An 11,946-nucleotide genomic window follows, 5' to 3' on the forward strand; every position below is an offset into this window, starting at 1 on the left:
GCGCGGCTTAGCGCTTCCCTGGGCCTCACCGGCTTGTGTATGCTGGCTGACAACTAATGTCATGAGGTTTTCGCAATGGTAGAACGTATTCGTCTCGCGCCGCAGGGGCCTGAGTTTTCCCGCATGATTTGCGGTTACTGGCGGTTGATGGAGTGGGGCATGTCGCCGCAGCAGCTGCTGACGTATATCGAACAGCATGTCGAGTTGGGCGTCACCACCGCCGATCACGCGGATATCTATGGCGGTTATGCCTGCGAACAGGCGTTCGGCGACGCGTTGCGCCTGAAGCCGGCGCTGCGCCAGTCGCTGGAGCTGGTGACCAAGTGCGGCATCGCCACGACCGCCAGGCCCGGCAACCCGATCGGCCACTACATCACCGACCGCGATCATATCGTACAGAGCGCGGAACAGTCGCTGCGCCATCTGCATACCGACTACCTCGATCTGCTGCTGATCCACCGCCCGGACCCGTTGATGGATGCCGACGACGTGGCCGAAGCCTTTGTCGCGCTGCACAAAAGCGGCAAGGTGCGCCATTTCGGCGTCTCCAATTTTACCCCCGCGCAGTTCCAACTGCTGCAGTCGCGCCTGCCGTTCACGCTGGCCACTAATCAGGTGGAAATTTCGCCGATTCATCAACCGGCCATTCTCGACGGCACGCTCGACCAGTGCCAACAGCTGCGCATCAAACCGATGGCCTGGTCTTGTCTGGGCGGCGGGCGCTTGTTCAACGACGCCGAGTTCCAGCCGCTGCGCGATGAGCTGCAGCGGGTGGCGCAAGAGATTGGCGCCGAGACCATCGAGCAGGTGGTGTACGCCTGGGTGATGCGCCTGCCGTCGTCACCGTTGCCGATTATCGGCTCCGGCAAGATTGAGCGGGTGCGTTCGGCGCTGAAGGCGCAGAAATTGGTGTTGAACCGCCAGCAGTGGTTCCGCATTCGCAAGGCGGCGCTGGGGTATGACGTGCCTTAAGGCGGAGCGGCAAGAGCAAAGCCGGGCGGCGCAAGCGCCCGGCTTTTTTTACGTTGGTCCTTAGGCCAACACCACCTGATCGGTGTTGAAGTGATCGAGCGAGACGCCGATCAGCGTTACCTGGCTGTTGCCGAAGGCCAGCACCAGATCGTCGTTTTGCTGCGTGGCGTAGTCGCGGATATTGCCGCTGGCGCCTTCGGTGCCGATAAACACCAGTTTATCGGTGGCGTTGAAGCCATACAGCTGGTCGTGGCCGAAATCGCCGCTGAACAGGAAGGTATTGCCGTTGCCGACGCCCTTCAGGATGTCATCGCCGCTGCCGCCGACGAAGGTCAGGTTGCCGCCGGCGTGGCCGATAAGCGTGTCGTTGCCGGCGTTGCCGAACAGCCAGGCGTCGTGGCTGCGAGCCTGCAGGACGTCATCGCCGTCGCCGCCGGTGGTGGCGGCCGCATAGGCTTTGAGGCCCGAATCCGATTTCAATCCGGCGGCGGTCACCTGATGATCCACCTCTTTGCTGAAAATCAGCCAGGAGGTTTCTTTACTGCGCAAGGTGCTGATGTCGTCCGCCAATGTAATGCCGCCCTTGGCGTCGCGCAGGTAAAGCGTATTGCCGTCGTAGGCGACTTCGGTGTTTTTCAACGCCTGCTGGGTATCGAAGATATTGTGACCTTTGCCGCCGGCGATCAGATTATAGCCACCGGCGTCGCGGAAGATATCGTCGCCGTCGCGGCCCTCGAGATAGTCGTTGCCTTTGCCGCCCTTGATCAGGTCATTGCCGTCGCTGCCGATGATAAACGTCGGCCCGCTGTGGGTTTCCGCGTTGCGGTTCAGATCTTCCACCCAGGTATTGCCGCGCGTGACGTTCGACAGGTTGGAGACGATGATGGTCGAGTCTTTGTCGGTCAGCGAATAAAACTCGGAGTTCAGCACCCGCATCAGACCATCCTGATAGAAAAACGGCAGGTGGGACAGCCAGGTCGGAATGTTGAGGATGGAGAACGGCAGCAGGTTCCAGGCGTCCGACGCGTAGTGGTCGTTGAAGTTGACGATATTGTTGGTGGCGGAGGTATGCGGCGCATCGTGGACGCCCAGTGACGGCAGGGTCAGCGAAGTGCCGTCGAGCGCACGGAACACCGGATCGTTCTCATAGCCGATATTGATCACCTTGCCGCCGGCTTCGTACTGGGTCGGCGAGGCGAAGGCGACATAGTTGGACTGCGCGTAGAAACCACCCCAGTTGGCGTCGCTCTGCGCCGCCATGCTGTTGACCGCCAGTCCGCCGAGGCTATGGCCGCTAACCACCACGTCCTCGCCGCTCAGCCCGTGCGCCTGCGCGAATTTTGCCACGTCGCCCAGCAGTTGGCCGAAGGCCTTCAGCGTGTAGCCGTCGGCGTAGCCTTTCGGCCCGAACCCGGCCAACAGATCGTTAATCACATCGCCGATGGTATCGCCGATCAGCGTCTCGCGCGGGCCGCTGGTACCGCGAAATGAGATGCCAATGGCGGTGAGATTGCCTTCGCTGTCATATTTTCCCAGCACCTCGGCCTGCGCGGTGGTGTAACCGGCGGTTTCGCCGTAGTAGGTGCCGCGCGCATCGGTTTTACCGGCGTAGCCCAGCTGCGCGGCGCTGATGACCGACCAGCCGGCATTGTTCACCGCCTCCTGCGCGGCCTGTTCGGAGTCGGGGTTCCAGGGAAGGCCGGGCAGACCGCCCTGTGATTGGGTGCTGCCGATGAGCGCGGTGATCAGCGTCAGCGGCAGGCCCAACCCGAAACCGGTTTGGTGGTAGCCTTCATCGAAGCCGTTATCGATATTGTGGTAAGCGTAGGTAGAGATGGCCAAGGCGTCGGAGAACAGCGCCTTCGACGCGTTTTCGTCAAGATCCTTATAGCTAAAGATGCCCATATCAGTTCCTTATGAAGTATGCCGCCTGGCCTGGATGTGAACTCTCATGCGCTGACGGTAGAAACAGGGAAACAACGTTAGCCGAACGACAGCTGGTCAGAGGACCAACATCGGTAAAATGATTATTAGCGCTAAATATTAGGCCTGCGAATCAAATTGGCGAGATTGTGCGTTGGTTAACAGTGCCGGCACTGGCTCTCCTATACTGATAACTCGATATAGTCATTAAGGAGACTGATTGATGAAACGTTATTGGTATGCGGCGTTTGGCCTGATGGCCTGTGGGGCCGCTCAGGCGGCAACGGTCGACGTTGAGATGAATTTGGTGACCGGGCAGGGCATCGGTCAGGATATCGGCAAAGTGGTCATCAGCGAAACGCCGTACGGCTTGCTGTTCACGCCGGATTTGAAAGCGTTGCCGGCCGGGGTGCACGGTTTCCACGTGCATGAGAAAGGTAGCTGCGAACCGGGCATGAAGGACGGCAAGGCGGTGGCGGCGCTGGCGGCCGGCGGCCATTTCGATCCGCAAAAGACCGGCAAACATCTCGGGCCGTATGCCGACGGGCATCTGGGTGACCTGCCGGCCATCTATGTGACCGCCGACGGCATGGCTACCTATCCGGTGTTGGCGCCGCGGCTGAAGAAAATCAGCGAAATTGAAGGCAAAGCGCTGATGGTGCACGCCGGCGGCGATAATCATTCGGATCATCCACTGCCGCTCGGCGGCGGCGGTGAACGTTTCGCCTGCGGCGTGATTAAGTGATCATCCGCCGCTAACGGCCGGGGCAGCGGCGGGCTGGCCGGTAGCCAGCTGCAGCTGCTGCAGCGAACAGTAGAGCCGCCAAATCAGGCCGGCCAGATCGCGCGCCGCCTGTTCCGGGTGGTGCGCCAGCGCGTTGCTGATGCGCTGCAGCTCCTGCAGCGTGGCGTCGAGCGAGCTGTGCTGCACGCCTTTCTCCGTCATGATGCCGCGCAGGTGGTGAATGCAGACGTTGCGCACCGCCGACAGCGGATCGGAACGGGTTTGCCAGTCGCGCAGTTGCCAGACGATATGGCTGCAGTTGAGCAGCACCACGCCCCAGCGCAACAGCCAGGTGCGCGCCTCTTGATCCTGACTTTGGTTAAGCTGGCTGATGCGGTGGTAGATCAGCGATTCGAACTGACTTTCGCTCTGCTGCGGCCGTTTGCTCAACTGATCGATAAAATCGCGCCGCAGCGCGCGGATAATGCGGCGGCTTTTGCGTTTGTCCGAACTGGGGCGCAGGATTTGAAACGCCAGCCCGGCCAGCAGCACGCCGACGACTTTAGCGATATTGTCATTGATAAAGGACTGGTAGTCATAACTCGGCGGATTGCTGACGGTCAGGAACGAGCCCATAAAGACGATCAGCTGCCCCCAGAGCGCGGCATAAGGCGGATGCTGCAGCTTGAGCATCTGCATGGTCACCAGGATCGGGAACAGGAAGGCGCAGAACACCCAAAAATCGTCGATCTGGATCATCAAACCGAATTTCACCACGAAACAGGCGACCGAGAGCAGCAACACCGCCTTGAGCAAGGTGCTGATGCTGTTGATCGGTGAAGGCGTCGAAGAGTAAAGCACGCAGCTGATGGCGGTGAGCGTCAGCGCCGCGCTGCCGGCGTCCCACTGCGTGTTGATCCAGTAGGCACAGCCGATCACGATGCATAAAAAGGTGCGCAGGCCGTTGTAAGCGGCCTCATAACTGTCGGTGTGGCGCGCCAGCGAGGTGACGCGCGGCGGCTGGAGTTCGCTGACCGCCGTGGCGTTCTCCAGCCGCTGCAGCCAACGGTTGCAGCGCAGGTAAAGCCAGCAGAAATGTCGCAGACGCAGCCAGAAGGCGCGATGGCGATAGTCCGTCGGATCTTGCGGGGCGATTTGCTGGAGCAGGCGCGCCAAACGGTATTTGTCGGTGGCGGGATCGCGCAGTTCGTCCAGCAGCTGCGTCAGCACCGGCATCAGGTTGGCGGGGCGATCCGGCCAGTTCAGCAGCATGCGGCGCAGGCTGGAAATAACGCTGGTAATGCGCAGCTGCTGGTGCAACAGATAATTGAGCAGATTGTTTTGCCGCCGCAGCCGGTAGTGGCTCCAAAACGCCTGAATACGCAGCAGGTTCATGGTCAGGATTTGGCCGATGACCCCTTCGTGCGAGGTACGCATCTGCGCGGTGACCTCCGGCTGCCACAGCATGGCGGCGTGTTCCAGCAGGCGCAGCTGCATGCGCCGCAGCGAGGTCAGCAAGGCTTCGCCGTCGGAGGTGCTGGGCAGGATCATCATCATCAACCCGCCGCACAGAATGCCGGTGATCACTTCACAAACCCGTGCCTGGGCAATATCGAAGATCTGCTGGGTATCGGTGACGTTGACCGTACCGAAGGCGATGATGGCGGCGGTATACCCCGCCAGCGCGAAGGCATACGAGACGTTGTTCTGGTAATGGTTGGAGATATAGGTGCACAGCCCGATCCAGGCGGCGATGAACAGCGTGAACAGCCAGGGATCGTTCAGACAGTGGCCGGCGATCGCCACCGACGCGGCGGCGCCCAGCAGGCTGCCGAAGATGCGGCCGATGCTTTTGCTGATCACGCCGCCGATGGTGGGGAAGCTGACCACCGCGGCAGAGGTCAGCGCCCAATAGGGTTCGTCGAGCTCGAGCACGAACGCTACCCACAGCGCCAGACACATCGCCAGCGAATTGCGCAGCGCGTAGCGCCATTGGCCGCCGGTCGCCTTACCCCAGGGGGTGCGGCTCCACTCCAGAAAAGACAGGTTCACACTTTAGTTCCGCTGATGAATCGAAATGGTGCAGGTGGTGCCGGCGACCAGCGTCAAATCGGCGGGCACGTTGAGCAATTTTATCCGTACCGGCACGCGCTGGGCCAAACGTACCCAGGGAACATTAGGCTTAACGTCCATTAATAGATCGTTGCTGCTGTCAACGCTCTGATCGTAAATGGCGCGGCCGATGCTCTCTACTTCCCCCTGCAGCGGCGTGTTGCCGTTATATAAAACGATGTCCGCTTTATTGCCTTCTTTTATATGCTTCAGCTTGGTTTCTTCGAAATAACCGAGTACATAAAACGAGTGCACATCCACCAGCGCCACCAAGGGCGTGCCGGCGTTGGCGTAGTTTCCGACTCGCGCCTGCAGGTTGGTGATATAACCGTCCGTCGGGGCGTAAATTTTGGTTTTGCTCAAATTCCATTTGGCCTGCTCCAGGTTGGCCTGAGCGGCTTTATAGGCGGCCTTCATTGCCTGAGCAGCTAAATTGGACTCGTCCAAATCTTCAGCGGAAATAACGTTGCGCGGCAAACCGCGGCGGCGGGCGGCCTCGTGGTCCGCCTTGGCCAGATCGGATTGCGCTTTTGCCACAGCGGCCTCGGCATTGTCCAGCGCGATCTGGTAGGGCACCGGGTCGAGGGTAAAAATCAGACTTCCCGCAGGTACGAACTGATTGTCATTCGCGCTTATTTTCTCTAATCTTCCAGAGACTTCAGGGGTGATATTGACGAGTTCGGCGCGCACTTTTCCATCACGGGTCCATGGCGATTGCATATAATAATTCCAGAGCCACCAACCGGCACAGACGGCAATGGCGCAGACGATCACCGTAGAAAAGTATTTTAATGTTTTATGCTGCATGGGTTACCAACTCGCTAAAATCCATAAGGAACCGCTGACGGTCAGAACGAAAATGGACAGATCCATCAACATGGGATGCCAGATTTCGCCGGAATACATCCAGTCTCGCAGCAGCTGATGAATCAGCAGCCATAAGACCAGCCCTAGCAAAAAAGCTTTAAATATAGGCGGAAAATAAAGCGATGCCCCCAGCACCAAATCGGGCAAGGGGGAAGAGGCGTGTAACCATGATGTATTCACATTAACAATCCCTAAGGGTGAATATGTTGAATATTTGCATAACGATTAAACAATAGCGGCTAAAAACAGTGGCTATTTCCACAATATACATTATATACATTTGTGTTTTTAATGTGAGTTACCCAAAATAGTCTAAACTCTGGGAGGTAATGTTAGCATGCTAATTATAAGGAGGGGGAAGTGGAGTCAACATTAGGTTCAGATTTAGCACGATTGGTTCGTGTTTGGCGCGCGCTCATCGATCATCGGCTCAAGCCGTTGGAGCTGACCCAAACACACTGGGTCACTTTGCACAATATCAATCGTTTGCCGCCGGAGCAGTCGCAGATTCAGCTGGCGAAGGCGATCGGTATCGAGCAACCGTCACTGGTTCGTACGCTGGACCAATTGGAGGAGAAGGGGCTGATTACGCGCCACACCTGTGCCAACGATCGCCGCGCGAAGCGCATCAAGCTGACCGAAGCGGCCGATCCGATCATCAGGGAAGTGGACAGCGTGATCACGTCTACGCGCAGTGAGATTTTAAGCGGCATTACCGCCGACGAAGTGCATCTGTTGGTTGGGCTGATTGGCAAGTTAGAACAAAATATCACCGAACTGCAAAGCAAATAATAATATTCTTATTTTTTCTACGATTACAGTTTCACAGCATCAGAAATAAAACCGGAGGCGATTGCCTCCGGTTTGCCGTGTGTCGCCTGCTGACTTACAGCGGAGAGACGGTGATGGTGTCGCCCATGCGCGCCATGCGTACGCGCTGGCCCGGGCTGAACTTGGTGTCGCCCGCTTTCTGTACCACCACGATGTTCTCTTTCTGGTCGGTTTTGATTTCCAGCTCGTAGCCTGAGGTACGGCCGGCCACTTCACCGATGCTGTTGCCTGCCGCGCCGCCGGCGATAGCGCCCGCCGCGGTAGCCAGCGTACGGCCGGTGCCGCCGCCAACGGTGTTACCCAACAGGCCGCCAATCACCGCGCCGCCGATCATCCCCAAGGCGTTGGAGCCCTCGCCGCCCTGAATTTTAACCGGACGCACGGAAACCAGCGTCCCGTAGGTGACGTTCTGCACCTGTTTGGCCTGCGAGGACGAGTAGACATCGCCGGACATGGATTCATTGGCGCACCCAGCCAGCGTAACGGCGGCGACGGCAACGACGAGAAGACGCTTGATCATATAAAACTCCTGATGGTAGTAGTCCATAACCTGGCAATGCTCTCCAGGCAAGATTCAGTGAAAATGATAGACAAAGTATGGCGGAAAGTTGGCATATCACCATGCTTCATCGCTGCACGCAGCTTAACTTTCCTCTGTTCAACCAATAATAAACCGCGGTTTACCTTTATGACAGCCTCGGCGACATTCCGTTGCCGGTTAAGGCACGGTTTAACACATAAAGTGTGCCACAGCGGCGCATCTGGCTCACGCCCCGCAAAAAAAGCATCATAATTCATGGCGTTAATTCGTCAATTCTGGTTTATTTGTCAGGATGAAATTTGCTTACCGCGCAGGTTAGAGGATGTTGCTATGAAGTCAGGCCGCTATATAGGCGTCATGTCCGGCACCAGTCTGGACGGGATCGATGTGGTATTGGCCGCGATCGACGATCGCATGGTGGCGCAGCAGGCCAGCTATAGCCATCCGATGCCGATCGCGCTGAAAAAAGAGATTCTTGGCATGTGCCAGGGGCAGCAGACCACCCTGGCCGCCGTCGGCCGGTTGGACGCTCAGTTGGGCACGCTGTTCGGCGAAGCGGTGCTCGGCCTGCTGAAGCAAACCGGCATCGACGCGGAGCAGATCACCGCCATCGGTTGTCACGGCCAGACGGTGTGGCACGAACCGGAGGGCGACGCGCGTTTCTCAATGCAGCTCGGCGACAACAACCGCATCGCGGCGTTGACCGATATCACCACCGTCGGCGATTTCCGCAGGCGCGATATGGCCTACGGCGGGCAGGGCGCGCCGCTGGTGCCGGCGTTTCATCAGGCGCTGCTGGGGCATCCGCTCGAACGGCGCATGGTGCTGAACGTTGGCGGCATCGCCAACCTGTCTTTGCTGCTGCCCGGTACGCCGGTGCGCGGTTTCGACACCGGGCCGGGCAACATGCTGATGGATGCCTGGGTGTGGCGCCACCGCACGCAGCCTTACGATCAGGACGGCGGCTGGGCTATGCAGGGGCGAGTCTGCTTGCCGCTGCTGCAGCAGATGCTGGCGGATCCTTACTTCGCGCTGCCGGCACCGAAAAGCACTGGGCGCGAGTATTTCAATATCGCCTGGCTGGAGCGCCAGCTGGCCGGATTGCCGGCGATTGCGCCGGTCGACGTGCAGGCCACGCTCACGGAGTTGACCGCGGTCAGCATCAGTGAGCAGGTGCAGCTGGCCGGCGGGTGTGAAAGGCTGCTGGTATGCGGCGGCGGGGCGCGCAACACGCTGCTGATGGCGCGCCTGTCGGCGTTGCTGCCGGGGACGGAAGTCGGGTTGACCGACGACTGCGGGGTCAGCGGCGACGACATGGAGGCGCTGGCTTTCGCCTGGCTGGCGTTTCGCACGCTGTCCGGCCAGGCCGGTAACCTGCCGTCGGTGACCGGCGCCAGCCGTGAAACGGTGCTGGGTGGGATTTATCCGGTTTTGCCATTGGGGGGCCGTTAGCTCTGTTAGGATAGCCTGTGAAGGATTTTTCTAAGGAGCAACAGCATGAAAAAAGTCATTTTCGTCGCCGGCGCGCTGGCGCTGTCCGGCTGCAGCTACATCCTGCCGCAGAGCAGCCAGACGATGCACTATCAGTGCGGCACCACGCCGCTGACGGTGGCGCTGGACGGCAAGGCGAGCGAAGTCAGCCTGCTGATGGATGGCGAACAGCTGCATCTCAAGCAGGTGCTGGCGTTGACCGGCGCCAAATACAGCGACGGTAAATACACGTTTTGGTCGAAAGACCGCAACGCCTATCTTGAACGCAACGGCAAAGTTGTGATGAGCGACTGCGTGCTGACGGACTAAAGGCCGGTGGCGGCGTCGGAGCGATTGAGTTCCTGACGCCGCAGGCGCAGAATGTAACGACGGATTTTTTCAGTTGGTCGATAACCCAGATGATTGAAAAGAATGAGTTTGATGTTGCGGACCTGCGCCGTGAATACACCCGAGGCGGCCTGCGCCGCAACGATCTGACCGCCAGCCCGCTCGAGCTGTTCGAGCGTTGGTTGAAACAGGCCTGCGACGCGCGCCTGGCCGATCCCACCGCCATGTGCGTCGCGACCGTCGACGAGCACGGCCAGCCTTATCAACGCATCGTGCTGCTGAAGCACTTCGATGAGCAGGGGCTGGTGTTCTACACCAATCTCGGCAGTCGCAAGGCGCAGCAGCTGGCGCACAACCCGCATATCAGCCTGCTGTTCCCCTGGCACATGCTCGATCGCCAGGTGATTTTCCTCGGCCAGGTGGAGCGCCTGTCGACTTTCGAAGTGCTGAAGTATTTCAACAGCCGGCCGAAAGACAGCCAGATCGGCGCCTGGGTTTCGCAGCAGTCGTCGCGCATTTCCGCGCGCGGCGTGCTGGAAAGCAAATTCCTCGAGCTGAAGCAGAAGTTCCAGCAGGGCGAGGTGCCGCTGCCGAGTTTCTGGGGCGGATTCCGCGTGAAATTCGACTCCGTCGAGTTCTGGCAGGGCGGCGCCCATCGCCTGCATGACCGTTTCCTGTATCAGCGGGACGGGAATGACTGGAAAATTGACCGACTGGCACCCTGAAGACGGAAAATCCCCTCTAAGCGCTGGTGCTGACGCCGCCGGCGCTTTATTCTATGCGCTACCCTGAATTTTTATTTCGCCACTGGGCGAAAGGCCGTGTACCGGCAAAGGTGCATTCGTTTATACATGGAGTCATTGATGGCAAGCAGCAACTTGATTAAACAACTGCAAGAGCGGGGCCTCGTTGCCCAGGTTACGGATGAGGAAGCGTTAGCGGAGCGACTGGCGCAAGGGCCAATTGCACTGTATTGCGGTTTCGATCCGACCGCTGACAGCTTGCATTTGGGCCATCTGGTTCCTCTGTTGTGCCTGAAGCGCTTCCAACTGGCCGGCCACAAGCCGGTAGCGTTGGTGGGCGGCGCCACTGGCCTCATCGGCGATCCGAGCTTCAAAGCGGCGGAGCGCAAGCTGAACACCACCGATACGGTGAACGAGTGGGTCGAGAAGATCCGCAAGCAGGTTTCCCCGTTCCTCGATTTCGACTGCGGCAGCAACAGCGCTATCGCCGCCAACAACTACGACTGGTTCGGCGGCATGAACGTGCTGACCTTCCTGCGCGACATCGGCAAGCACTTCTCCGTCAACCAGATGATCAACAAGGAAGCGGTCAAGCAGCGCCTGAATCGCGACGACTCCGGCATCTCCTTCACCGAGTTCTCTTATAACCTGCTGCAGGGCTACGATTTCTCCGAGCTGTATAACCGCCACCAGGTGGAGCTGCAGATCGGCGGTTCCGATCAGTGGGGCAACATCACCTCGGGTATCGATTTGACGCGTCGTCAGCACCAGAAACAGGTGTTCGGCCTGACCGTGCCGTTGATCACCAAGGCAGACGGCACCAAGTTCGGTAAAACCGAAGGCGGCGCGGTCTGGCTGGCGCCGGAAAAAACCAGCCCATACAAGTTCTACCAGTTCTGGATCAACACCGCCGACGCCGACGTCTACCGCTTCCTGAAGTTCTTCACCTTCATGAGCCTGGAAGACATCAACGCGCTGGAAGAAGAAGACAAGAACAGCGGTAAGGCGCCGCGCGCCCAATACGTGCTGGCGGAAGAAGTGACCGGCATGGTGCACGGTGCGGAAGGTTTGGCGGCCGCCAAGCGCATCACCCAGAGCCTGTTCTCCGGCGCGTTGCATGACATGACCGAAGCGGACTTCGCCCAGCTGGCGCAGGACGGCATGCCGACCATCAAACTGGACCGCGACGCCGATCTGCAGCAGGCGCTGGTGAATGCCGAGCTGGTGCCGTCACGCGGCCAGGCGCGCACCATGATCGGCTCCAATGCGGTGACCATCAACGGCGAGAAACAATCCGATGCCGAATACCGCTTCAGCGACGTGGACCGTCTGTTCGGCCGCTACACGCTGCTGCGCCGCGGTAAAAAACACTACTGCCTGGTGGATTGGCAGTAAATAAAATAGTCCCATATGAA

The 11,946-nt window shown here is 59.1% G+C and carries 12 protein-coding genes; 7 read left to right on the forward strand and 5 right to left on the reverse strand.

Annotated features, from left to right (window positions below; translation table 11 throughout):
* Nucleotides 1–75: 75 nt before the first annotated feature.
* Nucleotides 76–972, forward strand: a complete 897-nt coding sequence (locus ATE40_RS07910) for an aldo/keto reductase (RefSeq protein WP_063919367.1) — start codon at nucleotides 76–78, stop codon at nucleotides 970–972.
* Between the two features lie 60 nt (nucleotides 973–1,032).
* Here the strand turns inward: ATE40_RS07910 and ATE40_RS07915 are convergent, their stop codons facing one another.
* Entirely contained in the window at nucleotides 1,033–2,877 is a 1,845-nt protein-coding gene (locus tag ATE40_RS07915; protein ID WP_063919368.1) for a polyurethane esterase, read from the reverse strand.
* 241 nt (nucleotides 2,878–3,118) lie between these two features.
* Here ATE40_RS07915 and sodC point away from each other — a divergent pair, with 241 nt between their 5' ends.
* Nucleotides 3,119–3,640 carry a superoxide dismutase family protein gene (gene sodC, locus ATE40_RS07920; RefSeq protein ID WP_019455977.1) on the forward strand — a complete coding sequence of 174 codons (522 nt, stop codon included), beginning with the start codon at nucleotides 3,119–3,121 and terminating at the stop codon, nucleotides 3,638–3,640.
* Here sodC and ATE40_RS07925 read toward each other — a convergent pair whose 3' ends face one another.
* From ATE40_RS07925 to ATE40_RS07935, 3 genes are read right to left on the reverse strand one after another with little or no spacing between them, the layout of a single operon-like run.
* On the reverse strand, nucleotides 3,641–5,671 hold the full coding sequence (locus ATE40_RS07925; RefSeq protein WP_019455976.1) for an FUSC family protein: 2,031 nt from the start codon (nucleotides 5,669–5,671) through the stop codon (nucleotides 3,641–3,643).
* Between the two features lie 3 nt (nucleotides 5,672–5,674).
* Nucleotides 5,675–6,538 (reverse strand): efflux RND transporter periplasmic adaptor subunit, encoded by an 864-nt coding sequence (locus ATE40_RS07930; RefSeq protein WP_025159707.1) that lies wholly within the window; start codon nucleotides 6,536–6,538, stop codon nucleotides 5,675–5,677.
* 3 nt (nucleotides 6,539–6,541) lie between these two features.
* On the reverse strand, nucleotides 6,542–6,778 hold the full coding sequence (locus tag ATE40_RS07935; RefSeq protein ID WP_025159708.1) for a DUF1656 domain-containing protein: 237 nt from the start codon (nucleotides 6,776–6,778) through the stop codon (nucleotides 6,542–6,544).
* Between the two features lie 180 nt (nucleotides 6,779–6,958).
* Between ATE40_RS07935 and slyA the strand changes: the two genes are divergently transcribed.
* Nucleotides 6,959–7,390, forward strand: a complete 432-nt coding sequence (gene slyA, locus ATE40_RS07940; protein ID WP_025159709.1) for a transcriptional regulator SlyA — start codon at nucleotides 6,959–6,961, stop codon at nucleotides 7,388–7,390.
* A gap of 94 nt (nucleotides 7,391–7,484) precedes the next feature.
* On the opposite strand, the gene ATE40_RS07945 is transcribed toward slyA, so the two are convergent.
* Nucleotides 7,485–7,949 (reverse strand): outer membrane lipoprotein, encoded by a 465-nt coding sequence (locus ATE40_RS07945; protein WP_025159710.1) that lies wholly within the window; start codon nucleotides 7,947–7,949, stop codon nucleotides 7,485–7,487.
* A gap of 351 nt (nucleotides 7,950–8,300) precedes the next feature.
* Between ATE40_RS07945 and anmK the strand changes: the two genes are divergently transcribed.
* The 4 genes from anmK (at nucleotide 8,301) to tyrS (ending at nucleotide 11,926) form a co-directional block, all read left to right on the forward strand.
* Complete coding sequence (gene anmK, locus ATE40_RS07950; RefSeq protein WP_063919369.1) at nucleotides 8,301–9,422, forward strand: anhydro-N-acetylmuramic acid kinase; 1,122 nt, start codon at nucleotides 8,301–8,303, stop codon at nucleotides 9,420–9,422.
* A 45-nt stretch (nucleotides 9,423–9,467) separates the two neighbouring features.
* On the forward strand, nucleotides 9,468–9,770 hold the full coding sequence (locus ATE40_RS07955) for an MliC family protein (protein WP_019455971.1): 303 nt from the start codon (nucleotides 9,468–9,470) through the stop codon (nucleotides 9,768–9,770).
* An 89-nt stretch (nucleotides 9,771–9,859) separates the two neighbouring features.
* Complete coding sequence (gene pdxH, locus ATE40_RS07960) at nucleotides 9,860–10,513, forward strand: pyridoxamine 5'-phosphate oxidase (protein WP_063919370.1); 654 nt, start codon at nucleotides 9,860–9,862, stop codon at nucleotides 10,511–10,513.
* A gap of 138 nt (nucleotides 10,514–10,651) precedes the next feature.
* Nucleotides 10,652–11,926 (forward strand): tyrosine--tRNA ligase, encoded by a 1,275-nt coding sequence (gene tyrS / locus ATE40_RS07965; RefSeq protein ID WP_063919371.1) that lies wholly within the window; start codon nucleotides 10,652–10,654, stop codon nucleotides 11,924–11,926.
* The last annotated feature ends 20 nt before the right edge of the window (nucleotides 11,927–11,946 follow it).

Source organism: Serratia surfactantfaciens (assembly GCF_001642805.2).
Lineage (GTDB): Bacteria > Pseudomonadota > Gammaproteobacteria > Enterobacterales > Enterobacteriaceae > Serratia > Serratia surfactantfaciens.